Here is a 23381-nt window from a genome sequence, read left to right as displayed (position 1 = left end):
CCGGCTGGGCCGGCCCGCCCGGGGGCGCAACCGCCACGGCCGGCGGCTGGTTCTGCGGCGCGATGGTGGTGCCCGGCGGCGGCGCCAGCGGCTGGGTTTCGACCGGTCCGGGCATGGCATTGCCCTGGCGCGGCATCGGGCGCGACGGCAGCACACGGCCCTGCGGCGGCAGCTCAGGCACCTCTTCGTCGTCGTCGGGGGTCGGGGCCGGCTGCGGCTGTCCGCCACGGGGAATGGTCCCCGGCGGGCGCAGCGGCGGCGGATCGGAGAAGATCGTGCCGATCTGCGCCTGCACCGGCGTTGCAACCGTCAGCGCGCTGGCAGCCAGCAGCGCCGCAAGGCCTGTCAGGGTAAAGGTTTTGAACATCTCGCGCGGCTTCAACAGCGAATCGGGCTTGTTGGACATTCTACAGGGGATACCGCCGCTCGCAGGCCAACCGGTTAACACGGCGAATACGGCGGGGAAAGGGCGGCATTCCTGGCCTGCCGGCCACCCGCTGGCCATCCCGGCCCCTGGATGGGATAGTTGGAGGCCTCTCCCCGGGGGGCCGAAGCGGGCATTGCCCCCGTCCAACGATAACCAGAAACCACCGAGGTCGCCCCCATGCCCGTCGTGCTCGATCCCGATGCCGCCGCCGTCTACCGCGCCTTCCAGGAGGCTGGCCGCCCTCCCTATGAGACGCTGCCCCCTGCGGAAGCGCGCGACGATTACCTCCGGGCCCGGTTTGCCACCAACCCCGAGCCGCCCGAGCTGGCCCGCGTCGCGCCGCTGTCGATCCCTGCACCCCACGGCGCAATCCCGGCACGGATCTATGTGCCGAAACAGCCGCGTCTCAAGGATGGGCTGGCGCCCGCGCTGGTGTTCTTCCACGGCGGCGGCTGGGTGATCGGCGATCTCGACAGCCACGACGTCGTCTGCCGGCAGCTCGCCGACGCAGGCGCGCTGATCGTGATCGCGATCGACTACCGCCGCGCGCCCGACCATAAGTTCCCCGCCGCAACCGATGATGCGATTGCCGCGACCAGATGGGTGGCTGCGAATGCGCGCGAGCTCGGCATCGACCCTGCGCGCCTTTCGATCGGTGGCGACAGCGCCGGCGGCAATCTCGCGGCCGTCGTTGCGCTGGCCGCGCGTGATGGCGACGGCCCCAAGCTCGCGGGCCAGGTGCTGATCTATCCCGCCGTCGACTTCGCCATGACGCACGGCTCGCACAGCGAGCCAGAGACCAGCGTGCTGCTGACGCATGCGGTGGTCCGCTGGTTTCGCGACCATTATCTCAACGGCGCCGCCGATATCCATGACTGGCGCGCCTCACCGGCCCGTGCGACCACGCTCATCGGCCTGCCGCCGGCCTATGTGCTCACCGCCGGGGCCGATCCCCTGCGCGACGAGGGCGAGGAATACGCCGCACGGCTGAAGCAGGTCGGCGTGCCGGTCACCACCAAGCATTATCCCGGCCAATTCCACGGCTTCTTCACCATGGGCAAACTGCTGCAACAGGCCAATGTTGCCGTGAGCGAGATCGGCGCCTGGCTGAAGGCGTTGGGCTGACAACGCCACCATCCTGATGTCACCAGCGCTTCAATCCCTCTTCGCCCTTCCGCTGCGCGGCCTGACCTGGCTCGGCAGCCAGGGCACGCGCGCGGTGGCGGCTGTCGTATTCATCGCCGCAGCCGTGCCTCCGCTCGGCGCGTTGCTGCGTCCCTACGTCACCGAGGCGATCCTCGTCCTGCTCTGCATCTCTTTCATGCGGGTCGATCTCGTGGCGCTCTATGGCCATCTGCGTCGGCCTGCGCTGGTGGCGACCGCCACGGCCTGGACCACGATCGGCGTGCCCGTCATCGTTGGCTTGATCGCGCATGCGACCGGGCTCACCGAGCACGCGCCCGGCCTGTCGCTGGCTCTGATGCTGCAGAGCATGGCCTCGCCGATGATGGCCTCTCCGGCGCTCGCCGCCCTGATGGGCCTCGATGCGACCCTGGTGCTGGTCACGCTGGTGACCGCAACCGCGATCGTGCCGTTCACCGCCTCGCTGTTCGCAAGCCTGTTTCTCGGCGGCATGCTCAGCATTTCCCCACTCACGCTTGGCCTGAAACTGCTCGGCATCCTGGCGGCATCGCTGCTGGGCGCGACCGTCATCCGTCGGCTGTTCGGCACCGAGACGATCCAGCGCTACAAGCAGCCGATCGACGGCTTCAACATCATCATCCTCTTCATCTTCGCGGCCGCCGTGATGGGCGACGTGATCAGCGACCTGATGGCGCGGCCGATCTTCACCATCGGCCTCGCAGCCCTGTCCTTCACGATCTATTTTGCGCTGCTCGCCATCACGACCTTGCTGTTCCGCCGCATCGGCACCGAGCGCGCGCTGGCGCTCGGGCTGATGGTGTCACAGCGCAATCTCGGCCTGATGCTGGCCGCGACATCAGGCGCGCTGCCGCCGACGACCTGGCTCTATTTCGCGATGACGCAGTTTCCGATCCATCTGGCGCCGTACTTGCTGACACCGATCGCGCGGCGGCTGACCGCGCGGGCGGAAACGTCCAGCCCGGTGGCTCCAAGCAGCGCAACTTAAAAGCTGCCGTCTGGAGGGCGCGGAAGCATTATGGATTGCGCGACTTCTTTTTCTTGCACTCCGCCAAGATCCAGTCGTGGAACGCCTTCATCGCATGCGAGAGCCTCTTGGATTTGAGCGACGTGAGCCAATAGGATCCCAGAAAGACTTGGTCGTCATAGGGGCAAACCAGCCGCTTGCGCGACAGATCGTCCGAAAACAACGCGACCGGCAGGAGCGCGACCCCGGCGCCTTGAGCCGCGGCATGCGCCAGGGAGACCGACGAGTCGAAGGTGGGGCCGGTCATCCGCGGTTGCCTGCATTTGACCGCCTCGAACCATTGCGCCCACTCGCCCGGCCGGTACGACCGCAACAACACCTCCTTATGGAGGTCGACTGGATCTCTCAGGCGCTTGGCCACATCAGGCGCGCACATCGGTGTGAAATGGGCCTCGACCAGCCGCTCGGCGTTCGTTCCATGCCACGCGCCATCGCCAAATCGAATGGCGTAGTCCAACCCTTCGCCGCCGAGGTCCACACGGTTGTTGTTCGCAAAGATTCTGACATCGATGTTCGGATGATCAGAGGTGAAGCTCCTGAGAGGCGGAAGGAGCCAGCCGGATGCGAACGTTCCGACGACGCCAACTGTCAGCATTTCGCGCATTCGACCGTTCTCGAACCGGTCCAGCACCTGATTGATTCGGCCGAACGCATCCGAGATTGCAGGCTGCAGCGCCTCGCCTTCTTCCGTGAGAGCGAGCCCGCGGGTCAATCGCCGGAAAAGCTTGACGCGCAGGCTCTCTTCCAGAACCCGCACCTGCTGGCTCACGGCCGCCTGCGACACCCGCAGTTCGAGACCGGCCTTGGTGAAGCTGAGATGGCGCGCGGCCGCTTCGAATGAGCGGAGCGCATTCAGGGGCAGATTGGAAATATTGGCAGGGCGACGGGCCAAGTCCGATCCAAGTTTTTCCGATCCAAGTTTTACTTATGGATGGCCTTACGAACCATCGTTTGTCAATCGCCGGGGCGCGACGCAAAACCTTGCCGCATTCAGGGGAGTTCTCGATGCTTACACGACGTCAATTCAGCTCATCCGCATGTGCGATCGCCGGAGGTCTGTTCCTGCCTGATGTTTCGGTTGCCGCGTCAGGTGGAACTGCACCGCTCATCGAGGCCATCAAGCAGCTGGAACTGAAGAGCGGAGGTCGACTCGGCGTTTCCGTGCTCGACACGAATTCCGGCGTTCCGATCCATCACAGGGGAGACGAACGCTTTCCCATGTGCAGCACATTCAAGGTCCTGGCAGCGGCAGCAATATTGAAAGACGTGGGCAGCAAGCTGGAAGGCCTTGAACGGCGCGTTCGTATCGAGCAGGCCGATCTCGTCGAGTACTCGCCGGCCACGAGCAAGCATGTCGGCGGAGAGGGAATGTCGCTTCGCGAACTTTGCGAGGCTGCCATCACCCTGAGCGACAACACGGCCGGCAACGCACTTCTGAAAAACATTGGCGGTCCCGCCGGCTTGACCAGCTTTGCGCGCAGCCTCGGCGACGAGACGACCAGGCTCGATCGGATTGAAACCGAACTGAACGAAGCCGCACCGGGCGATCCCCGCGACACCACCACGCCGAATGCGATGGCCACAAATTTCCGGCGCCTGCTGCTCGGTGATGCCCTTGTCCCTGAAGGGCGCGATCAACTGATCAAATGGCTTGTGGCCAACAAGACCGGCGACAGCCGTTTGCGGGCGGGCCTGCCGCAAGGCTGGCGTGTCGGCGACAAGACCGGTTCGGGTCAACGCGAGACGGCCAACGACGTCGCCATCGTGTGGCCGCCTGCGCGTTCGCCGATCATCATCGCGGTCTATCTCACCGGCGCATCGCTCGATCCCAACGGACGAAACGATGTGATCGCATCCGTCGGTCGGGAGGTCGGCAAGGCCTTTGGCTGACGACCCCTGTGCCCGCCCTCCCCGTGCCGCTGTCGATCCCGGCCCCTACGGCGCGGAGATGTGCGGGGCTACTCCGGCAAGCCAGCGGCTCGCAAGGCCGATGCGATCTGCTTGCGCACGTCGTTTGAGCGGAAAGGAACAGCCTGTCGGCCACGCGAAGCGTGGTAGTCCGGCTGAAGCTTCAACAATTGCGCCGCCGCTTCGCGGGCTTCGACAGCATGTCCAGCTCGGACCGAGTTCGCAATATAGGCTTCGAGCATATTTGTATCGGCGGTGAACTGGAATGCCTTCACCGCCAAGGCGCATCCTTCCTCGAATCGTCCCTGACAAAAGTGTGCAAACGAGATTCCCAACCAAGCAGTTGCTCGTAACGGATCAAAAGGACTTAACCTGATCATTCGGTCGAAACTCTCAATGGCGCGTTCTGGTTCACCACACATCAGCGCCACCCATCCCCGGGAGTACCAGGCGATGGCGAGATTTGGGTTGAGAGCGACAGCCTGCTCGACCATCAACAATCCACGATCATATTCCTGCCCAAAATACGTCAGCACATGGCCGCACCTGGCCAATGTGAAAGCGTCGAAATTTGCCGCTCTTGCACCCAAGCGAGCAAACTGAACCGCATCCGCTCGCATTTCCTCTGTCAGAGGCAAGCCGCTGGTCACTTGCTGCACGAGAAATGTCCACGCAGCCATGGCAAATGCTGCGGCGTATTCTTCGTCTCGTTCAAACGCTTCCTTAAAGAAGGCCCGCGCAAGAGGTTGCGCCCTCCGACTTGTCCCCAGCGCCATACCCCGCAAGAAGAAATCGTAGCTGTCCAGCTTTTCGGTAGGTTTCCGTCTCGATCGTTCGATTTCCGCCTGCTCGAGTTTCGGAGCAATCAGCCCAACGACCTTTGCTGTGATTTGGTCTTGCAGACCAAAAACGTCCTCGAGCGCACCATCAAAATGGTCAGCCCACAAATGTCGATCCGTCACAGCCTCTAGAAGCTGCCCGGTAATGCGAACCTTGCTTCCGGCTTTTCTAACGCTTCCCTCTAATACGTAGCGGACGCCGAGTTCTCTACCGACCTGCTTTGCGCTGACAACGCGCCCCTTGTAGGTGAAGCTCGTGTTGCGACCAATGACGAACAGCGATTTGAACCGGGACAGTGCAGTCGTGATCTCTTCAGTCATGCCATCGGCAAAATACTGCTGCTCGGGATCACCGCTCATATTCTCGAACGGCAGCACCGCGATGGACGGTCTATCGGGAAGCGCGAGAGTGGGTGCTTCCGGTCCTGGCCTGCTCCCAGGGCCCATCGGCTCTCTGGTCTCACTCTCCGCCACGGTTCCGATGAACCGGACGCCCTTGCGCGGCAGGGTCTTGATGAGGCGCTGCTCTTCACCGGAATCGCCGATCGCAATTCGGGCGGCATTCAGGCGGGTCGTCAGCGCAGCGTCGGACACGATGCGGCCCTTCCAAACGGCGTTCACCAGGTCATCCTTGCTGACGACCCGATCCCTGTTTCTGATCAGGTAGTCGAGCAGGTCAAATACCTGGGGTGCGATCGCGATGAGGCTATCCCCGCGATGCAGCTCGCGCCGGTCGGTGTCGAATGCGTACTCTTCGAACAGATAGCGCAAATTCTGATCCGTTGAGTGAGCCGGCCGACCGGAGGTTGGTCCCGGCGAAAATCGCAAGAATAAGCTGCTGAAAAGGAAAATGTAAGCTGCCGGTCAAGCGCGGCTGGATCTCCCCTGGCAATCTCGTGCGGGTGCAGATCTTCCAGAGGAGACAGGGCAATGAGCACGATCTACAGCACCAGCTGGCTCGAAAGAACCTCCGCATCAACGCGGTGTGTCTGCAGCCTTTTCTGGGGGTGCTGGGATGCCTTCCAAGAATGGAGTGATAAGCAGAAATTGCACGCTACGTTGTCTAACTTGAGTGATAGGGAGTTGATGGACATCGGCACTTCGCGCGGCGAGATCGACTACGTCGTCTCAAACAGCGACATCGGCCCGCGAGGCATCCGGAGCCGCGTCCACCCTCTCGTCTGAGGCGCACCGGCCTCCATTGGACCGCCTACCCCGCCCGTGCCGCGCGCCGCAACGCCTGCGGCGGCTGGCCGAAGGCGCGGATGAAGGCGCGGCGCATGCGCTCGGGGTCGCCGAAGCCGGTTGTTTCGGCGACGCGCTCGATCGCCTCGCGCGAGGACTGCACGCGCTCGCGGGCGACCTCTATCCTTAAGCGCTCGATCGCTTTCGATGGTGTCGTGCCGGTCTCGGCGGCAAAGGCGCGGGCGAAATGTCGCGCGCTCATGCCGGCGCGATCGGCGAGGTCTTCCACGGTCAACCTCGCGTCGAGATTTTCCCGCGCCCACGACAACAGCCCACCGAAGCGGCCGTTCGGCGTCTTCAACTCGAGCAGCGACGAGAACTGCGACTGGCCGCCGCTGCGGCGATGGTAGAGCACGAGCTGGCGCGCGGTCGCTTGCGCGATCTCCTCGCCGTGGTCCTCGGTGACCATCGCGAGCGCGAGATCGATGCCGGCGCTGATGCCCGCCGACGTCCAGACGTTGCCGTCCCGGGTGAAAATCTGGTCCGGCTCGAACTTCACCTTGGGATAGCGCGCGACGAATTCGCGGGTGCGGCCCCAATGCGTGGTGGCGCGGCGGCCGTCGAGCAGGCCGGCCTCCGCAAGCACATAGGCGCCGGAGCAGACACTGGCGATGCGCACACCGCGCCTGGCCAGCCGCTGCACGAAGGCGAGCGTCGCAGGACAGCCCGCCGGAGCCGACACGCCCGCGCCGCCGGCCACGACCAGCGTCGTGATCGCGTTCGCAGATTTGAAATCGCGCGCCATCATCTCGACGCCGGAGGACGAGCGCACGGCGCCCGCATTCAGCGCCAGCACCCGCAGCGCCAGCGGCTTGCCGCTGGCGCGTGCCGCGATCTCGAACACCGAGATGGGACCGGCCGCATCGAGCAGCTGGAAGTCCGGGAAGATCAGGATGCCGATCATGGTCATGTCCGAAAGTGAGGGAAGTACGCCATTTTGGACAGGAGGGCACCATGCCATTTTGCGCCCGTCAAGTTCTTCTTCGGAGGCTCTCATGTCGGCACCGCTCCAGATCGGACTTCTGGTATTCCCGCGCGTCACCCAGCTCGACTTCACCGGCCCGCTGCAGGTGTTCTCATCCCTCCCCGGCGCGACCGTGCACCTGATCTGGAAGACGCTTGATCCGGTGCCGAGCGATTCCGTGCTGATGCTGACACCATCAGTGACATTCGCCGACTGTCCGCAACTGGATGTGATCTGCATTCCCGGCGGGTTCGGCACCGATGCGCTCCTGAATGATGAGGAGACGCTCGACTTCGTGCGCAAGCAGGCAACAAGCGCCAAATTCGTCACCTCGGTCTGCACGGGATCGCTGGTGCTGGGCGCGGCCGGGCTTCTGAAGGGCTACAATGCCGCGACCCATTGGAGCGCAATGGAGATGCTGAATTTGTTCGGTGCGACACCGACAAAGACACGCGTCTGCGTCGATCGCAACCGCGTCACCGGCGGCGGCGTCACGGCGGGGATCGATTTCGCATTGACGCTGGTCTCGCTGCTGGTCGACCGCCCCACTGCCGAGGCCATCCAGCTCCGCCTCGAATACAACCCCGCGCCGCCCTTCAATTCGGGCTCGCCGGAGACCGCGCCAGACGAGGTGCTCGCGCTCATGAAGGAGCGGATCGCGCCATTCCAGGCGCGGCGCTTGGATGCGGCCAAGCGGGCGGCCGAGCGGCTGATGTAGTGTGTCCCAACGCTGCGCTCGCAATGACAGAGCCCGCGGCCCCGCTCTTCTCCCCCCAACCCAACAGAAAAAGGCCGCTCGGTTTCCCAAGCGGCCTTTCCTGTCTCACGGCGGCGCACATTCTCATCGGGCGATGTCGGAGCTTCCAGACCGGGGGCCTATCTCCCGATCGAGTCCTTCCTCGGCAGCCGCTGCATTTCGGGACAGTCGCGAACTGTTGCCCGAACCGAACGCGATGGTTTCCCATCTCCGTAAGATGGGTTCATTGAGCCGCATTGCTCGTGCGGACGCAACGGCCCGGCAATCAGCATCCCCGCTGATCCCGTTGTCCACAGCGACGTCATCAGGATGCGCGTGCATCCAATCCGGAAGATGAAGAAGGCTGGAGCTAACCAGGCGTCCAGGGCTGGTAGTCGCCGGTCGCCTTCGGCCGCCTGCCGCTGGCCAGGGTCGAGCCCGCGGGCCGGTAGGCCTTCGGCGTGCCGGTCAGATTCGGCTGGTGCGGCTTTTCCCACTCGCGCGGCTGGTAATTGATCTCCGTCGGCGGGGTGTCGACGACGTGATGGATCCAGCCGTGCCATTCCGGCGGAATGCGGCTGGCCTCCGCATAGCCGTTATAGATCACCCAGCGCCGCTCGAAGCCGAGCGTTGGGTCGATCTTGCCGCCGGCGGTGCGGTAGTAACGGTTGCCCTGCTCGTCCTGGCCAACCAGCTCCCCGAACCTGGAGGTCCAGAGTTGGGTGCCAAAGGTCTGGCCGTTCCACCAGGTGAAGAGCTTCAGGAAGAATTGTTTCATGCGGCAAGGGCCCTGCTTCGTGGGGTCCTGATGCCATCCGGACGGCCAAATGTCCAGTTCGGCGGGCGCGGCCATGCCCGGCCCAAATGCGGTGACGGGGCCGCCAGAACGACCACAAAGAGAACGCCGCGCCTCGGACGCCATCCGTTCACGCTGGGTACAGCAGCCCGGTGGGAATCTGCGGTCCATGCGCAAACCGGCGTGATCCCAGGAACTGGTGCCCTCTCAAGGGATTTGCTTTTCGGGAAAAGGAGTTTGAACATGAACAGTCTGAGAGTTTTGGGTGCGGCCGCAACGCTGGCACTCGTTCTGCCGATGGCGACGCCGAGCTTCGCCCAGGGCCACGGCGGCCATTTCGGCGGCGGTGGCGGTGCTCACTTCAGCGGAGGTGGTGCTCACTTCAGTGGTGGCGGTGCTCACTTCGGCGGCGGCAGCTTTGGCGCCGCCCGCCCCGCCGGTGGCAATTTCGCTGCCAGCGCAGCCGTACGGCCGTCCGGAGGAGCGACCGGCTTTACGGGCCGCAACTTTGCAGCAGCCGGAGGCCAATGGAATGGCGGCGGCGGCCACTGGAACGGCGGTAATTGGCACGGCGGCTGGCATCACCATGGCGGCTTCTGGCCGGGTTTCGCGGCGGGCGCAGCGATCGGCGGACTCGGCTCATACGCCTATTATGGCGGCCCGTATTACGGCGATGGCTACTACGACGACGGCTATTATGACGACAGCGCGACCGTCGCCGTGGTGCCCGACACAGGTGGCGATTCGTCGGCCTATTGCGCCCAGCGCTACCGGTCCTACGACCCGGCCTCGGGCACCTATCTCGGCTATGACGGCTTGCGTCATCCCTGCCCGTAGGACGGGGTGACGATCATCATTCAAGGGCGGCGCCGATGACAGGCGCCGCTCTTTGCTTGACCGAGCCTTCGCCAATTGGGTCCATCACCTCAACCTGTCGTTGTAACCCGATGAAATTCAGCTGCGGCACCCACGCCGGCATCGGGAACTCGCAGGGCGCTATGCATTGCTCCGTGCATATCTTTCGGTCCAATCCAAAATTGACCCGACGTACGATTCGCCTATATCACCAGTCGCTGTGGGGACTTCGATCTACTGGGAAAGGTCATGCCGCGTATTCTCGTGGTCGATGACGATCCGATGGTCGGCGCGACCATCGAGGTCCTCCTCCAGCGCCAGGGCTTCGACGTCACGTTGACTGACGGTGGCGAAACGGGCCTTGCTGCGCTGGAAGCGCAGACGTTTGACGTGATGTTGGTTGATATCTTCATGCCGCATATGCGCGGCTTTGAATCGATCCGTATCTTCCACGAACGCGCGCCGGCGATTCCGTTGATCGCCATGTCGGGCTACGCCTTCGCCTCATCCGCCTCGCCCTCCCCGGACTTCCTGCGCATGGCGCTGGAGCTCGGGGCGACGCGCTGCCTACGCAAGCCATTCACGCCCGAAGCGCTGCTGGCCACGATCCGGGAATGCCTCGGCGAGAGCGCGCCGCCAAAGGACCAGAAAGAGGCCCCTTGATCCCCTCGCAGCGCGTCATTCTCGGTGCTGGACTTGCCGTTCTCCTGCTCATCACCGCCGCCTCGATCGGTCTCGATGTCAAGTCGCGGTCGGACGCCGCCCAGGTCAACCGTACCGTCGAGGTGCTGAAGAAGGTCTCGGATCTGCGTATCCTGCTCCGCCGTGCCGAAAGCGCCGCGCGCGGCTACGAGATCTACCGGAGTTCAAGCTTCAACGACGAATTCCAGACGGTGCGTGCCCGGATCGCGCCTGCCCTTGCCGACCTCAAGCGCAACATGCGCGACAATCCGGATCAGCTCGCGCTGCTCGAGAGCACCGAGCCGCTAGCGCTGCGCCGGCTCGACATCGCCGCGGAGGCCATGCGCCTGCGCACCGCCAATGACAGCGACGGCATCGCCGCGCTCCAGAGCAAGGGCGAAGGCCGCAGCCTGATGGACATGGTGATGGGCAATCTCGACCGCCTGAGTTCAGGGGAAGAACGGTTGCTCAACGAGCGATCGCAGGCTTCGCGCCGCACCGGCACCGTGCTGCTCGGCATCGACGTCGCCGGCGCCCTGGTGATCCTGTTGCTGGTCGTGATGGTGATGCGCGAAAGCCAGCGTGCCACCGTACAACTTCAAAGCTCGCTCGATCAGACGCAAGCGGCCAAGGAGGCGCTCGAGGCCGCCGTTGCCGAACGCACCGAGCACCTCGTCATCGCTCACGACGAATTGCGTCTGTCGGTCAACGTGCTGCAGAGCACGTTCCGCAGCATGGCGGAGGCGGTGCTGGTGATCGACAAGGAAGGCACCGTGCTGCTGTCCAATCCGGCGGCCGAGCGCATGCTGCTGCATCGGGCCGGCACGAACCTCGGCAATCTGCGCGCGCTGTCCGACGTGTTCCACGGCGACGGCGTCACGCCGCTGAAGTCCGACGAGCTGCCATCGGTGCGCGTGCTGCGCGGCGAGGAGTTCGAAGATCTCGAGATGATCGTCCGCCCGCACAGCGGCAACGGCACGCGCCACCTGATGATCAGCGGCCGGCCGATGCGCGACGGCCAAGGCAACATCTCCGGCGCGGTGCTGGTCTATCACGATGCGACCGCCTCGCGCGAAACCGAGCGGCAGCTGTATCAGTCGCAGAAGCTCGATTCGATCGGCAAGCTGACCGGCGGCGTCGCGCACGACTTCAACAACATGCTGACCGTGATCTCGGGCAATACCGAGACGCTGGTGACAGGGCTGAAGGATCAGCCCGAGCTGCAGCGCACCGCGCGCCTGATCGACGATGCCGCCGCGCGCTGCGCCGACCTGATCCAGCATTTGCTGGCCTTCGCGCGCAAGCAGCCGCTGCAGCCGCGCGATGTCGAGATCAACGCCGCCATCACCGACATCGCAAAATTGCTGCGCCCGACCCTCGGCGAGCAGATCCAGATCGAGACCGTGCTCGAAAAGGGACCGATGACCTCGCACATCGATCCGTCCCGCCTCACCAATGCCGTGCTCAACATGGCGATCAACGCCCGCGACGCCATGCCGAACGGCGGCAAGCTGCTGCTCGAGACCCATCACGTCGTGCTGGACGAGGCCTATGCGCAGGCCAATGCGGACGTCACGCCCGGCCCCTACGTCATGCTCGCCGTCAGCGACACCGGTACCGGCATGCCGCAGAGCGTGCAGGACAACGCGTTCGAGCCGTTCTTCACCACCAAGGAGATCGGCAAGGGCTCCGGCCTCGGCCTCTCCATGGTCTACGGTTTCGTCAAGCAGTCCGGCGGCCACATCAAGATCTACAGCGAGGAAGGCCACGGCACCACGATCAAGCTCTATCTGCCGCCTGGCCAGGGCATCGCAGAAGCGGCCGGCGTGAGCGTGCCGCAGGCTGAAGGCGGCGCCGAGACCATCTTTGTCGTCGAGGACGACAATCTGGTGCGCACCTTCGTCACCGCCCAGCTCCAGAGCCTCGGCTACAAGACCGTCGCCGCCGCCGACGGCAAGGCGGCGCTGGAGCTGATCGACGCCGGCCAGGCCTTCGACCTGCTCTTTACCGACGTCGTCATCCCCGGCGGCATGAGCGGCCGCGAACTTGCCGACGAAGTGGCCAGACGTCGGCCTGGTGTGAAGGTGCTCTACACCTCCGGCTACACCGACAACGCCATCGTCCATCACGGCAAGTTGGATGACGGCGTGATGCTGCTGACCAAGCCCTATCGGCGCAACCAGCTCGCGGAGATGATCCGGAAGGCGCTGGGAGCATGATCCGGAAAAGTGTGCAGCGGTTTTCCCTCGCGACATCAGCGGAACGCGTTTGCGCGGAGATCATGCTCGAACAAAAAGCCTAGCGCGTCGCCAGCAGCACCGCGGCGAGCGTGAAGATCAGCCCGGCGATCTGCCCTGACCCGAGCGGCTCGTGCAGCGCGATCGCCGACGCCACCACGCCGATCACAGGCACCGCCATCGTCCCGATCGCCGCCACCGAGGCCGGCAGGCGCGCCAGCGCTGCGAACCAGCTGACATAGGCGATGCAGAACTGCACCACGGTCGAATAGACCAGCAGCCACCAGCCAACCGGCGTCACCTTGTCCAGATGCGAGGTCTCGACGAGTAAGCCGATGATCGAGATCGGCAGGCAGCCGATGCCGATCTGCCAGGCCGCAGCCGTGATCGGCGGCAAATGGATCGGGTACTTCTTCGAGAACACCGTGCCGATTGCAAAGCCGAGCGCGCCTGACAGCGCCATGATGATGCCGGGCAGCTTCTCGGCGCTGGCGGCAATGCCGTTGCCGCCCATGATCGAGGCAAGGCCGGCAAAGGCCATCACCAGCCCCAGCGTTCGCAGCAATGTCGGTCGCTCGCCGAGCACGGGCCAGGCGATCAGCGAGGCCCAGACCGGCATGGTGTAGGCGATCAGCGCCGCCTCACTGGCCGGCAGCCAGAGCAGCGCCAGCCCCATCAGCACCATCCAGCCGGTGACGTTGAGGAGCGCGGCCGTCAGCAGCCGCGGCCAGATCGCGGGCGCGACCTTCAGGCTGTCGCCGCGCACCAGCGCCAGCAGCGCCAGCAGCGCGGCGCCGAGCACGCCTGTGACGCCGCGCAAGGTGAGCGGCGGCAGCTCGCCGATCAGGAATTTGGTAACAGGCCAATTGAATCCCCAACCGATCGAGGTGATGGCGAGGAACATCAGGCCGGCCGGGGCGATGCGCGGTCGCGCATCCCGGCGAGTCGAATCAAGCATGTGGGCAGTCCGGCAAATCAGCGCTCAGCTTGGCGCGGATTCGCGGCCGCGACCACCACCGCGGCGGGCATGCCTGCCCTCAGCTTCCGTACCACTACGTGAGTCCCGCTGACGCAATCCCGGTCCCGAAAAATATACCTGCCCTGTGAACAGCGGGATGAAGGGTCCGGATCAGCGCGGGATGCAAATTTTTTCGGTTGGGAATCCCTGAGGACTCACCGATACTTGCCTCCACAACAGGCACGGGCCTGCCCCCTGTTATCCCCCGCAATCCACCATATTTAGTATTTGATTCAGGAACTCGCACTAGTTCTTGACGGGCGCACTGGAGAGTCCTAGCTTTCGGACCGTTCGGCGCGAGTGAGTTTGCGTCCCGCCGGCACTCCCCCAAAGGGTCCGCACAACTGCACTCCGCCAAGCCAGACGAAGGCAGCGGGATGAGGGCTTGTCTGCCCTTGGAAGGCGGATTTTTCGGGCGCCAGAACGGGCCGGCAACAGGCTCGGATGGCATCAGTAGACGTTGTGACGTTGTGGGGCGTTTGAACACATGTCGGGCTCATCCCTTTGGGGCGGATGGGCCTGGGCATGCCGGCGGATGATCGGTGCGCGCATCGAGGAGTCACGTCGGGAGAAACTGGGCCGGATCCACCGGCTGAACTGCGGTGCCCAAGGGCCGATGAGGCCCTGAAGGAAACGCGAAATGAAATGTCGAGCCGGACGCCTTCAACGAGAGGCGGATCCGGCTCAAGATTAAGGACGGGGCAAGACCATGCGGATTGAGCGGCGCCACACCATCTCGGGACAATCACCTTATGCGGGAATCGAATTCCGCCTGACCACGTCGGAGATCAGGAATCCCGACGGCTCGGTCGTGTTCAAAATGGACGGCGTCGAGGTCCCGGCCGCATGGTCGCAGGTCGCCTCCGACGTGCTCGCCCAGAAGTATTTCCGCAAAGCCGGCGTTGCCGCCCGCCTGAAGAAGGTCGAGGAGGAATCCGTCCCCTCCTTCCTGTGGCGCTCCGTGCCCGACACCGAGGCGCTGGCGTCTCTCCCCGAGAAGGAGCGCTATGTCAGCGAGCTCTCGTCAAAGCAGGTGTTCGACCGCCTCGCCGGCTGCTGGACCTATTGGGGCTGGAAGGGCGGCTATTTCTCCTCCGACGAGGACGCCCAGGCCTTCTACGACGAGCTCCGCTACATGCTCGCCATGCAGATGGTGGCGCCGAACTCGCCGCAATGGTTCAACACCGGTCTGCATTGGGCCTATGGCATCGACGGCCCCGGCCAGGGCCATTATTACGTCGACCCCTTCACGGCTAAGCTGACCAAGTCCAAGTCCGCCTACGAGCATCCGCAGCCGCACGCCTGCTTCATCCAGGGCGTCGGTGACGACCTCGTCAACGAGGGCGGCATCATGGACCTCTGGGTCCGCGAAGCCCGCCTGTTCAAGTATGGCTCCGGCACCGGCTCCAACTTCTCGCGCCTGCGCGGCGAAGGCGAAAAGCTGTCCGGCGGCGGCCGCTCGTCCGGCCTGATGAGCTTCCTCAAGATCGGCGACCGCGCCGCCGGTGCCATCAAGAGCGGCGGCACCACGCGCAGAGCCGCCAAGATGGTCGTGGTCGACGTCGACCACCCCGACATCGAGACCTATATCGACTGGAAGGTGAAGGAGGAGCAGAAGGTTGCTGCGCTGGTCACCGGCTCCAAGATTAACCAGAAGCACCTCAAGGCGGTGCTGAAGGCCTGCGTCAACTGCGAAGGCTCGGGCGACGATTGCTTCGACCCCGAGAAGAACCCGGCGCTCCGCCGCGAGATCAAGCTCGCCCGCCGCAGCCTCGTGCCTGACAATTACATCAAGCGCGTCATCCAGTTCGCCAAGCAAGGCTACAAGGACATCCAGTTCGACACCTACGACACCGACTGGGACAGCGAAGCCTATCTCACGGTGTCGGGCCAGAACTCCAACAACTCGGTCTCGCTGAAGGACGATTTCCTGCGCGCCGTCGAGACCGACGGCGACTGGAATCTCAACGCCCGCACCTCGAAGAAGGTGACGAAGACGCTGAAGGCACGCGACCTCTGGGAAAAGATCGGCTACGCCGCCTGGGCGTCGGCCGACCCGGGCCTGCACTTCAACACCACCATGAACGACTGGCACACCTGCAAGGCGTCAGGCGACATCCGCGCGTCCAATCCGTGCTCGGAATACATGTTCCTGGACGACACCGCCTGTAACCTGGCGTCCGCCAACCTCTTGACCTTCTACAACACGACGACAAAACAGTTCGACGTGAAGGGCTACGAGCACCTCTGCCAGCTCTGGACCATCGTGCTCGAAATCTCCGTGATGATGGCGCAGTTCCCGTCGAAGGCGATCGCCGAGCTCTCCTACGAGTTCCGCACGCTCGGCCTCGGCTATGCCAATATCGGCGGCCTCTTGATGACCATGGGCCTGTCCTATGACAGCAAGGAAGGCCGTGCGCTCTGCGGCGCGCTGACCGCCGTGATGACCGGCATCACCTATAAGACCTCAGCCGAGATGGCGGCCGAGCTCGGCACCTTCCCCGGCTACAAGAAGAACGCCGCGCACATGCTGCGCGTGATCCGCAACCACCGCCGCGCCGCGCATGGTGAGGCCAGCGGCTATGAGGCGCTCAGCGTCAACCCGGTGCCGCTCGACCACGCTTCGTGCCCGCAGGCAGACATCGTCGCCCATGCCAAGGCGGCCTGGGATGCGGCGCTCGAGCTCGGCGAAATCAACGGCTATCGCAACGCCCAGACCACTGTGATCGCGCCGACAGGCACGATCGGCCTCGTCATGGATTGCGACACCACCGGCATCGAGCCCGACTTCGCGCTGGTGAAATTCAAGAAGCTCGCCGGCGGCGGCTACTTCAAGATCATCAACCGTGCAGTGCCCGCGGCGCTGCGCGCGCTCGGCTATCGCGAGAGCGAGATCGCGGAGATCGAAGCCTACGCCGTCGGCCATGGCTCGCTGTCCAATTCGCCCGGCATCAACGCCTCGACCCTCAAGGCAAAGGGCTTCACCGACGAGGCCATCGCCAAGGTCGAGAAGGCGCTGCCGACCGCCTTCGACATCAAGTTCGCCTTCAACAAGTGGACCTTTGGCGAGGATTTCATTCGCGACCAGCTCGGCATCGGTGCCGAAGCCATTGCGGCCCCCGGCTTCGACCTGCTCCAGGCCGTCGGCTTCACCAAGCGCGAGATCGAGGCGGCCAACGTCCACATCTGCGGCGCGATGACGGTCGAAGGTGCCCCGCACCTCAAGGCCGAGCACTATCCGGTGTTCGACTGCGCCAATCCCTGCGGCAAGATCGGCAAGCGCTATCTGTCGGTCGAGAGCCACATCCGCATGATGGCGGCGGCGCAGCCCTTCATCTCGGGTGCGATCTCCAAGACCATCAACATGCCGAACGACGCCACGGTGGAGGACTGCAAGTCCGCCTACATGCTGTCGTGGAAGCTCGCATTGAAAGCCAACGCGCTCTATCGCGACGGCTCCAAGCTCAGCCAGCCGCTCAACTCGCAGCTCATCAGCGACGACGAGGACGAGGACGATGCGGTCGACCATCTCTACGAGAAGCCGATGGCGGCGCGCGCCGCCCAGGTCTCGGAAAAGATCGTCGAGAAGCTGGTCGAGCGCATCATCGTGATGCGCGAGCGCGAGAAGATGCCTGATCGCCGCAAGGGTTACACCCAGAAGGCAGTCGTCGGCGGCCACAAGGTGTACTTGCGCACCGGCGAGTATGACGACGGCCGTCTCGGCGAGATCTTCATCGACATGCACAAGGAAGGCGCCGCGCTGCGCTCCTTCATCAACAACTTCGCCATCGCCGTGTCGCTCGGTCTGCAATACGGCGTGCCGCTCGATGAATATGTCGACGCCTTCACCTTCACCCGCTTCGAGCCGGCGGGCCCCGTGCAGGGCAACGACAGCATCAAATACGCGACTTCGATCCTCGACTACGTCTTCCGCGAGCTCGCGGTGAGCTATCTCAGCCGCTTCGACCTCGCCCATGTCGATCCCAACGAGACCGGCTTTGACGCGCTCGGCAAGGGCGTCGAGGAAGGCAAGGAGCCGGACGAGGACGGCGGTCACCACGCCACCAAGCTGGTCTCGCGCGGCCTCACCCGCTCGCGGACCGACAACTTGGTTGTGATGCGCGGCGGCAGCGCCGCGATCGCCCAAGGCAACGACAGCGCTCCGTCAGGCGGCAGCAAGATCACGGCGCTGGCCCACGGCGCCTCCCGCGTCGGCGACGCCATCGAAGGCGCCGTCGCCCTGAAGCAGGAAGCCAGCCACGACCTATCGCCCACCGAGAAGCTCGAGGCCCTGCAATGGAGCAAGGCCGGCAGCGCCACGACCGCCGCCCCGACCAAGGCCGAGCGCCGCGCCGAAGCCAAGGCCAAGGGCTACGAGGGCGAGATGTGCTCAGAGTGCGGCAACTTCACGCTGGTGCGGAATGGGACCTGTATGAAGTGCGATACGTGCGGAAGCACGACGGGGTGTTCGTGAGAGTCGCGTGATCCTCCTTATTGTTAGGGTCGGGTACTCCTCTTGGAGAGAGAATTGTGAAAGGCGGCCGAAAGGTCGCCTTTTTATTTTACAACTAACGCGGGCATCCACTAACTTTCGACTTCAGCGTATTCTTTGAACGAAGATCTAAAAGCGGCTTCTCTACAAGATGGCGGAGACAACTAACGCTGGGTACAAAGCTAACGTATATTGGCAATCAGCGGAGCAAATCCGGCAACGCGCAACGACTCCTTGATCGATCAAAAGCTCCAAACGTCGCCCCCGCCCGTCCGAACCATTATTTATTCTGAGCAGCAACTGCATGACGCCACATGGCGTCCCCAACAAATATAGTATGCCTTTGCAATGGTAGGAGCTGCCTACATGGCCGAGCATTTGCAACCATTCCTCACGATCGATCGCCCCTTTCGCTCGATAATTGTTCTAGCGACTAAGGCAGACGCAGTTGCCTTCGTCGAACGCGAAGCGAAACTTTGGTCATGGATTACGGAGCGCGCAAACCATAATTACGCACAAATCAATAATGTGACTAGCAGGTATCGACCTGACAATTGGGTTCAAAATTTCAAAAATGCCCTAACCGATAGGACGAACGATCAATTCGAAAACCTCGTACGACGACGTTACAGCAACGACGAATGTCTTTGTGCGCTAGACTTGGAAACATTAGCCATTCAATCGCTCGCACAGATAGACGAAATCATCGCCGTCGTCGCCCTCGCCACGCTGCACGGTGAAGCGCCCATTTCAGACGTGAATTTTACCCGAGATGCGCGGAACCGCTTGGGTATCGCTCATGGGATGTCTTTGCTAGCAGGAATCGATCCTTCGATCTTAACCGGGACACGAAACGAGCTACAAAATACCCGCGAAACGATCGAGCTCGAAAATCAGCGAATGCGAGCCTTGATCGAAACGTCGAAGGCGGACGCAAGAAAGAGCGCCGAAACGATTGACGCTGCCGCTCATGCCCTCGGGGTTGCTCACGAGACGGCATTTACCGAGGCGGAACGTGCTCGCGTCGAGGCATTCGGGGTATTGCGGGATGAACTCGAATCCACCCTTAAAGCGTTCGAGATTCATATGGAATTGCAGGGCCCTGTAACGTACTGGCGCAAACGGGCCCAGCAATATCGTCGCGGCTCAAATTGGGCCCTTCTTTTCGTCCTGCTTTTCTTGATCATAGCTGTTGCTGGGCTCTATTACCTATACGATATCGCGGCAGCGCACTTCCCAGCAGATGCTACAAGCATCCCTTACGCGGCGCTTTTTCGCGCAAGCGCATTTGCTTTGCTAATGACCTCCATCGCCTTTTGGGTAGGTCGCGTTCTCCTACGAATCTACTTCAGTGCACGGCACTTAGCGACTGATGCCGAAGAGCGACGCACTATGATCACCACGTTCTTGGCGCTAACTAAGAAATCGGCCGTCAAGGACGACGATCGAAAGTTCGTACTGGCCGCGCTCTTTCGTCCTGGCGCCGACGGAATCGTGAGCGATGAGGCCGCTCCCGATACGATGTTCGCAGCGCTCATGGGCAGTATTCTCAAGAAATAATGAAGCTGCGCCAAGCTCAACTTGCAGGATGAGTGGCACCAATCGCTACACCACTGGGCCAGCAAGACGATGGGTATCAGGGGCTTTATGGGTCCTATGTGCTCGTCGGCGCGTAGAGCTGGTTAGCGCAGCGTAACCCACCTCTTTGCTTCTCGCAGAGACAGGCCGAGCGCAGCGACGTTCATTAATGCCGCCCGCGAGAATGAACTCCATGTATCAGCTAAGGGCGGCCGAAAGGCCGCCCTTAGCACTTGCCTATCCGCACTCACCTGCTAGGCGGCATCGAGGCCAGACCACGTACGACCAGCAGATTCAGTAACGATAACTGCATAAGACGTCTTCACCTGGGCTGCTGCAGTTTTGGCTTTCGCCAATACGTCAGCACGGCTCGCCGATCCGTCAAAATTATATTCGGCCGGCGGCAGTTGATAACGTTTGCCATCGTCGGAGGTAATGACGCGCGAAAAGCCTTGCACCGCCATCTTCTTGTGCAAGAGATCGTAGTCGCTCCAATCAGCATCGTGGAGCTCTACACGGGTAGTAAAACTAGCCAAAAAGGCCTCCTTATCAGGGCAGGGTTGCCTTGTGGGACCTTTCCGGATATCTCAAGCTTGCGAGGAGTGAGATCCGTTGTCGTCGTGGGCAATCTGCCCTGCGGTAAAGGGTCACAACGACGAAAGGGGCACCAGCAATTTTTGCTAGTGCCCCTTTTTCATATCGAAACGCGCAGTAGTCAACGCGCAACTATCGCCGGCGGCGATAGTACATACAAACTCCTCTACCGCAACGTCTATCGTTTCTGTAACGCCCCGAAAATGTTAGTGACAGAACATCAAATGATGTTCTGTCACTAACATTTTTTCTACGATTCGCCTAGGGTACCTAAAGCATTGAAAATACACAGTTGTGAAAAGAGCGATTCCCCGGCTAGCGTTACAAAATAGACGACTGAAACATGACCGATTTCCGCGACCAACGCGCCGCATCCGAACTTGAGAAGCGAATTCGCGACGAGATCGCGGAGCGACAGGCAAAGATTCGCGAACTACAGAATGAGATTCACTCGTTCGAGCAAATGCTGCTCAAGGCACGCCGTCAGAACGAATTGGTTCGGCGAAGCGACGTCTCAAGAAAAAACAGTGTTGGGCGCGTACTAATCGAAAGTTCAGTGTTGGAGACTTTGGCCCAGACTGGACGAGTACGAGGCACTAGATCACTTTACCAGGACGCCCGTCTGATCGTTGGTACGCTGAAGGAAGGCACATTTAGGACTACCCTTCATCGCATGAAGAACCGAGGCCTTATCGTCTCTGTGGGCAACGGCAAGTGGCAAATCACGCCGTCAGGCATCAAACTCGTAGATCCTGCACTTTTACCCTAGGTGGCGCGGGGCGACGCGGATCATTGTCATCATCGCCTCGCATTTTGTCGGCTCCTTCGGCATGACGTCCCAGCAAGTAAGCCCGGATGCAGCTCCCGCTCCATCCGGGCCATCAGCTCCTCACCCCTCATCATTCGCCACCACCTTTTGCCGCGCGTGCCTCGCAGCTCGCCTCGCCGTCCTCCTCGCAACCCAGCGCGCGCGAAACTGCTTTGCGGCACGAAAGGTCCGCGGGGCCGCGACCTGAAAGGCCAAAGAAGCTATTCCGGCGACCACTCCTTTGACCACGTCGAAAGCGAAATCGGGTCCAAAATACTCCCACATGACCCTGCCTCCTTCTCGCGAAGGCTCCGCCGGACGGAATGGGCAAATTGCGAACATGAAAAAGCCCCGTCCGTCACCGGCGGGGCCTTCCGGAAAATCTCTGTGCGCTTTGGTCAGCGCACGCGAAATCTCTCGGTACACCCGCTCCTGGTGGACTCGATGAACCAGCTGCAAAGCATGGCCGTGCGATAAAAAACGCCCATAGCGATCACCCCAAAATTTCGAAATGCGATGGCGTCAGGTGCGCAATGCCAAATGCGCGCATGAGAGGCCTGTTGGCGGCAGATAAACAGACCGGACGGCCGCCGTCTGTGGCGTAATTCACATCTGCGGTGCGACTTTTTTGCGGCGCGGTTGAGCGAAGCGGCTCCCGTCGGCGCGATGCGACACTCTCTCCTATTTCGCAGCCCCAACCGCGTCCATCAGCGGCATATCGCGATGAGATTCGCAGAACCGCGCGAGCTTGTTGCCGTTTCGCTCCACGGCCTGCACGTCGACGACCGGGTTGTTCTGGCGACCCGCGTCGAAGCCGGCCAGCCAGACGTTCACGGTCCGCGTATGGGTGATGCGCTGGGTGAGATATTGATCGCAGCTGATCTTGGAAACATCGATCGTCACCTGGGCATCGGCCTGCGCGACCATCAGGACCACGGTTGGAATTGCGGCGAAGGTCGCTTTTGACAAAAACATGATCTCTCCTCTCGACTGATGCCGCGAGGTTCACGTCCTGTCCCGCCATCGTCTTGATTCAGATCAACGAGCCATCCTTCAGCGAAGCGCGTAGGGTGGCTTAGCCCTGCAGATGCGCGCAGCGGTTCTGCTCGGCGTAACCCACCTCTTTATTCCCCGCAGAGACAAGATCGGTGGGTTACGCCGCGCGATCTGCGCTTCGCGCAATCGCACGGCTAACCCCACCCTACGCGCTGTCACCTTCATGCGCACGACGTTCGCGCGTGCTATTCCTGCAGCCCCGCCTGTCGAAAAGCCTTTGCGACCGCACGTTTCACCTCTACAACTCCCATCCCACCGGATTTGCAACGGAACCGGTCAGACGCGCGGAGGAGAAGCTATGTCCAAGCCGGAAAGCTTCCCGATCGAGAAGATCTTCGTTCCGACGAAGCGGAAGAAAGAGATCAAGCCCGAGGTCGTCGCAGAGATCGCGGAAAGCATGTTGGACATCGGGCAGCAGGCCCCCATCTCCGTCCGGACCGAGGGAGACCGCCTCGTCCTGGTCGAGGGATTGCATCGGCTGGAGGCCTGCAAGGCGCTCGGCGAGACCACCATCCTCGGTGTCGTGGTTCCCCCCGAGCTGGCGCAACACAGAAAGCTGTTGTCCGAACGACCCGAAGTCGAGGCAGAACGCCTCAAGATGGCGCGATTGAAGCAGCTGCGCCTCGAGCGGGAGGCTGCGGAAGCGTCGAAGCGCGTCCATGAAACGAAAGCGCCGCGCGCCCGTCCGACCAACGGCGTCCGGGATACTGCGAAAGCACCCAGCCGGACTGCGAAATCACCACCGAAAACATTGTCGGACTGGATCACGCAGCAAAAGAGCAGCGGCGGCCGCTATTGATGGCCGGCCGCCCGCTCATGTCAGCCAATTCATCCAGTGCCGTAGGGTGGGCAAAGGCGCAAAGCGCCGTGCCCACGATCTCTCTCGGTCACATCAAATTCGTGGGCACGCGGAGCCTGTCATCGGGCGCGCATTCGCGACCCGGTGGCTTTGCCCACCC

Annotated in this window: 20 protein-coding genes and 1 pseudogene; 12 read left to right on the top strand and 9 right to left on the bottom strand. The window is 62.6% G+C overall.

The window, feature by feature from the left end:
* Nucleotides 1-406: pseudogene (locus tag XH98_RS11540) on the bottom strand (DUF2155 domain-containing protein); the annotation flags it as partial.
* A 198-nt stretch (nt 407-604) separates the two neighbouring features.
* Between XH98_RS11540 and XH98_RS11535 the strand changes: the two are divergent.
* Together XH98_RS11535 and XH98_RS11530 are read left to right on the top strand one after the other, a co-directional pair.
* Complete coding sequence (locus tag XH98_RS11535) at nt 605-1552, top strand: alpha/beta hydrolase (protein WP_271618653.1); 948 nt, start codon at nt 605-607, stop codon at nt 1550-1552.
* Between the two features lie 16 nt (nt 1553-1568).
* Nucleotides 1569-2576, top strand: coding sequence for a Na+-dependent transporter (locus XH98_RS11530; protein ID WP_271618652.1), 1008 nt, complete (start codon nt 1569-1571; stop codon nt 2574-2576).
* Between the two features lie 28 nt (nt 2577-2604).
* Here the strand turns inward: XH98_RS11530 and XH98_RS11525 are convergent, their stop codons facing one another.
* The gene (locus XH98_RS11525) at nt 2605-3507 is read right to left on the bottom strand and encodes a LysR family transcriptional regulator (RefSeq protein WP_271618651.1); all 903 of its coding nucleotides are present in this window, start codon (nt 3505-3507) and stop codon (nt 2605-2607) included.
* Between the two features lie 113 nt (nt 3508-3620).
* Between XH98_RS11525 and bla the strand changes: the two genes are divergently transcribed.
* Nucleotides 3621-4505, top strand: a complete 885-nt coding sequence (gene bla / locus XH98_RS11520; RefSeq protein WP_271618785.1) for a class A beta-lactamase — start codon at nt 3621-3623, stop codon at nt 4503-4505.
* 68 nt (nt 4506-4573) lie between these two features.
* On the opposite strand, the gene XH98_RS11515 is transcribed toward bla, so the two are convergent.
* Nucleotides 4574-6133 carry a winged helix-turn-helix domain-containing tetratricopeptide repeat protein gene (locus XH98_RS11515; protein ID WP_271618650.1) on the bottom strand — a complete coding sequence of 520 codons (1560 nt, stop codon included), beginning with the start codon at nt 6131-6133 and terminating at the stop codon, nt 4574-4576.
* A 159-nt stretch (nt 6134-6292) separates the two neighbouring features.
* Here XH98_RS11515 and XH98_RS11510 point away from each other — a divergent pair, with 159 nt between their 5' ends.
* The gene (locus XH98_RS11510; RefSeq protein WP_271618649.1) at nt 6293-6547 is read left to right on the top strand and encodes a DUF1127 domain-containing protein; all 255 of its coding nucleotides are present in this window, start codon (nt 6293-6295) and stop codon (nt 6545-6547) included.
* Between the two features lie 25 nt (nt 6548-6572).
* Here XH98_RS11510 and XH98_RS11505 read toward each other — a convergent pair whose 3' ends face one another.
* Nucleotides 6573-7511, bottom strand: a complete 939-nt coding sequence (locus tag XH98_RS11505) for a GlxA family transcriptional regulator (RefSeq protein WP_271602902.1) — start codon at nt 7509-7511, stop codon at nt 6573-6575.
* Nucleotides 7512-7602: 91 nt separating this feature from the next.
* On the opposite strand from XH98_RS11505, the gene XH98_RS11500 reads away from it, so the two are divergent.
* Nucleotides 7603-8289, top strand: a complete 687-nt coding sequence (locus XH98_RS11500) for a DJ-1/PfpI family protein (protein WP_271618648.1) — start codon at nt 7603-7605, stop codon at nt 8287-8289.
* Nucleotides 8290-8677: 388 nt separating this feature from the next.
* On the opposite strand, the gene XH98_RS11495 is transcribed toward XH98_RS11500, so the two are convergent.
* A complete protein-coding gene (locus tag XH98_RS11495) occupies nt 8678-9085 on the bottom strand; it encodes an NADH:ubiquinone oxidoreductase subunit NDUFA12 (protein WP_271602904.1) in 408 nt (135 codons plus the stop codon).
* Nucleotides 9086-9346: 261 nt separating this feature from the next.
* Here XH98_RS11495 and XH98_RS11490 point away from each other — a divergent pair, with 261 nt between their 5' ends.
* A complete protein-coding gene (locus XH98_RS11490) occupies nt 9347-9940 on the top strand; it encodes a BA14K family protein (RefSeq protein ID WP_271602905.1) in 594 nt (197 codons plus the stop codon).
* A 16-nt stretch (nt 9941-9956) separates the two neighbouring features.
* On the opposite strand, the gene XH98_RS11485 is transcribed toward XH98_RS11490, so the two are convergent.
* Nucleotides 9957-10082: a hypothetical protein gene (locus tag XH98_RS11485; protein ID WP_271618647.1), complete on the bottom strand. Its 126-nt coding sequence runs from the start codon at nt 10080-10082 to the stop codon at nt 9957-9959.
* A 125-nt stretch (nt 10083-10207) separates the two neighbouring features.
* Between XH98_RS11485 and XH98_RS11480 the strand changes: the two genes are divergently transcribed.
* Nucleotides 10208-10621 (top strand): response regulator, encoded by a 414-nt coding sequence (locus tag XH98_RS11480; protein WP_271602906.1) that lies wholly within the window; start codon nt 10208-10210, stop codon nt 10619-10621.
* A complete protein-coding gene (locus XH98_RS11475; protein WP_271618646.1) occupies nt 10618-12858 on the top strand; it encodes a CHASE3 domain-containing protein in 2241 nt (746 codons plus the stop codon). Before XH98_RS11480 ends, XH98_RS11475 begins: the two co-directional genes overlap by 4 nt.
* A 79-nt stretch (nt 12859-12937) precedes the next feature.
* Here the strand turns inward: XH98_RS11475 and XH98_RS11470 are convergent, their stop codons facing one another.
* Nucleotides 12938-13834, bottom strand: coding sequence for a DMT family transporter (locus XH98_RS11470; protein ID WP_271602908.1), 897 nt, complete (start codon nt 13832-13834; stop codon nt 12938-12940).
* A gap of 769 nt (nt 13835-14603) precedes the next feature.
* On the opposite strand from XH98_RS11470, the gene XH98_RS11465 reads away from it, so the two are divergent.
* Both XH98_RS11465 and XH98_RS11460 read left to right on the top strand, forming a co-directional pair.
* Nucleotides 14604-18368, top strand: coding sequence for a vitamin B12-dependent ribonucleotide reductase (locus XH98_RS11465; protein ID WP_271618645.1), 3765 nt, complete (start codon nt 14604-14606; stop codon nt 18366-18368).
* Between the two features lie 384 nt (nt 18369-18752).
* Entirely contained in the window at nt 18753-19946 is a 1194-nt protein-coding gene (locus XH98_RS11460) for a DUF6161 domain-containing protein (protein ID WP_271618644.1), read from the top strand.
* Nucleotides 19947-20218: 272 nt separating this feature from the next.
* Here XH98_RS11460 and XH98_RS11455 read toward each other — a convergent pair whose 3' ends face one another.
* Nucleotides 20219-20500 carry a hypothetical protein gene (locus tag XH98_RS11455; protein WP_271618643.1) on the bottom strand — a complete coding sequence of 94 codons (282 nt, stop codon included), beginning with the start codon at nt 20498-20500 and terminating at the stop codon, nt 20219-20221.
* Between the two features lie 401 nt (nt 20501-20901).
* Between XH98_RS11455 and XH98_RS11450 the strand changes: the two genes are divergently transcribed.
* Nucleotides 20902-21327, top strand: coding sequence for a hypothetical protein (locus XH98_RS11450; RefSeq protein WP_271618642.1), 426 nt, complete (start codon nt 20902-20904; stop codon nt 21325-21327).
* A 720-nt stretch (nt 21328-22047) separates the two neighbouring features.
* On the opposite strand, the gene XH98_RS11445 is transcribed toward XH98_RS11450, so the two are convergent.
* Nucleotides 22048-22341: an HdeA/HdeB family chaperone gene (locus tag XH98_RS11445; protein WP_220003390.1), complete on the bottom strand. Its 294-nt coding sequence runs from the start codon at nt 22339-22341 to the stop codon at nt 22048-22050.
* A gap of 379 nt (nt 22342-22720) precedes the next feature.
* On the opposite strand from XH98_RS11445, the gene XH98_RS11440 reads away from it, so the two are divergent.
* A complete protein-coding gene (locus XH98_RS11440; protein WP_271603320.1) occupies nt 22721-23221 on the top strand; it encodes a ParB N-terminal domain-containing protein in 501 nt (166 codons plus the stop codon).
* The last annotated feature ends 160 nt before the right edge of the window (nt 23222-23381 follow it).

The sequence above is a fragment of the Bradyrhizobium sp. CCBAU 51745 genome, from assembly GCF_028128715.1.
GTDB lineage: Bacteria > Pseudomonadota > Alphaproteobacteria > Rhizobiales > Xanthobacteraceae > Bradyrhizobium > Bradyrhizobium manausense.
Note: the sequence above shows the minus strand (reverse complement) of the source record. Positions and strands in the feature narration are given on the sequence as shown.

Excerpts from the sequence above, each read along its gene's own strand:
- bla (WP_271618785.1), top strand. The coding sequence starts at position 3,621 with ATGCTTACACGACGTCAATTCAGCTCATCCGCATGTGCGATCGCCGGA.
- XH98_RS11490 (WP_271602905.1), top strand. The coding sequence starts at position 9,347 with ATGAACAGTCTGAGAGTTTTGGGTGCGGCCGCAACGCTGGCACTCGTT.
- XH98_RS11485 (WP_271618647.1), bottom strand. The coding sequence starts at position 10,082 with ATGCCGGCGTGGGTGCCGCAGCTGAATTTCATCGGGTTACAACGACAG.
- XH98_RS11535 (WP_271618653.1), top strand. The coding sequence starts at position 605 with ATGCCCGTCGTGCTCGATCCCGATGCCGCCGCCGTCTACCGCGCCTTC.
- XH98_RS11500 (WP_271618648.1), top strand. The coding sequence starts at position 7,603 with ATGTCGGCACCGCTCCAGATCGGACTTCTGGTATTCCCGCGCGTCACC.
- XH98_RS11445 (WP_220003390.1), bottom strand. The coding sequence starts at position 22,341 with ATGTTTTTGTCAAAAGCGACCTTCGCCGCAATTCCAACCGTGGTCCTG.
- XH98_RS11460 (WP_271618644.1), top strand. The coding sequence starts at position 18,753 with ATGGCCGAGCATTTGCAACCATTCCTCACGATCGATCGCCCCTTTCGC.
- XH98_RS11470 (WP_271602908.1), bottom strand. The coding sequence starts at position 13,834 with ATGCTTGATTCGACTCGCCGGGATGCGCGACCGCGCATCGCCCCGGCC.
- XH98_RS11530 (WP_271618652.1), top strand. The coding sequence starts at position 1,569 with ATGTCACCAGCGCTTCAATCCCTCTTCGCCCTTCCGCTGCGCGGCCTG.
- XH98_RS11480 (WP_271602906.1), top strand. The coding sequence starts at position 10,208 with ATGCCGCGTATTCTCGTGGTCGATGACGATCCGATGGTCGGCGCGACC.
- XH98_RS11450 (WP_271618642.1), top strand. The coding sequence starts at position 20,902 with ATGACCGATTTCCGCGACCAACGCGCCGCATCCGAACTTGAGAAGCGA.
- XH98_RS11440 (WP_271603320.1), top strand. The coding sequence starts at position 22,721 with ATGTCCAAGCCGGAAAGCTTCCCGATCGAGAAGATCTTCGTTCCGACG.
- XH98_RS11505 (WP_271602902.1), bottom strand. The coding sequence starts at position 7,511 with ATGATCGGCATCCTGATCTTCCCGGACTTCCAGCTGCTCGATGCGGCC.
- XH98_RS11510 (WP_271618649.1), top strand. The coding sequence starts at position 6,293 with ATGAGCACGATCTACAGCACCAGCTGGCTCGAAAGAACCTCCGCATCA.
- XH98_RS11495 (WP_271602904.1), bottom strand. The coding sequence starts at position 9,085 with ATGAAACAATTCTTCCTGAAGCTCTTCACCTGGTGGAACGGCCAGACC.
- XH98_RS11465 (WP_271618645.1), top strand. The coding sequence starts at position 14,604 with ATGCGGATTGAGCGGCGCCACACCATCTCGGGACAATCACCTTATGCG.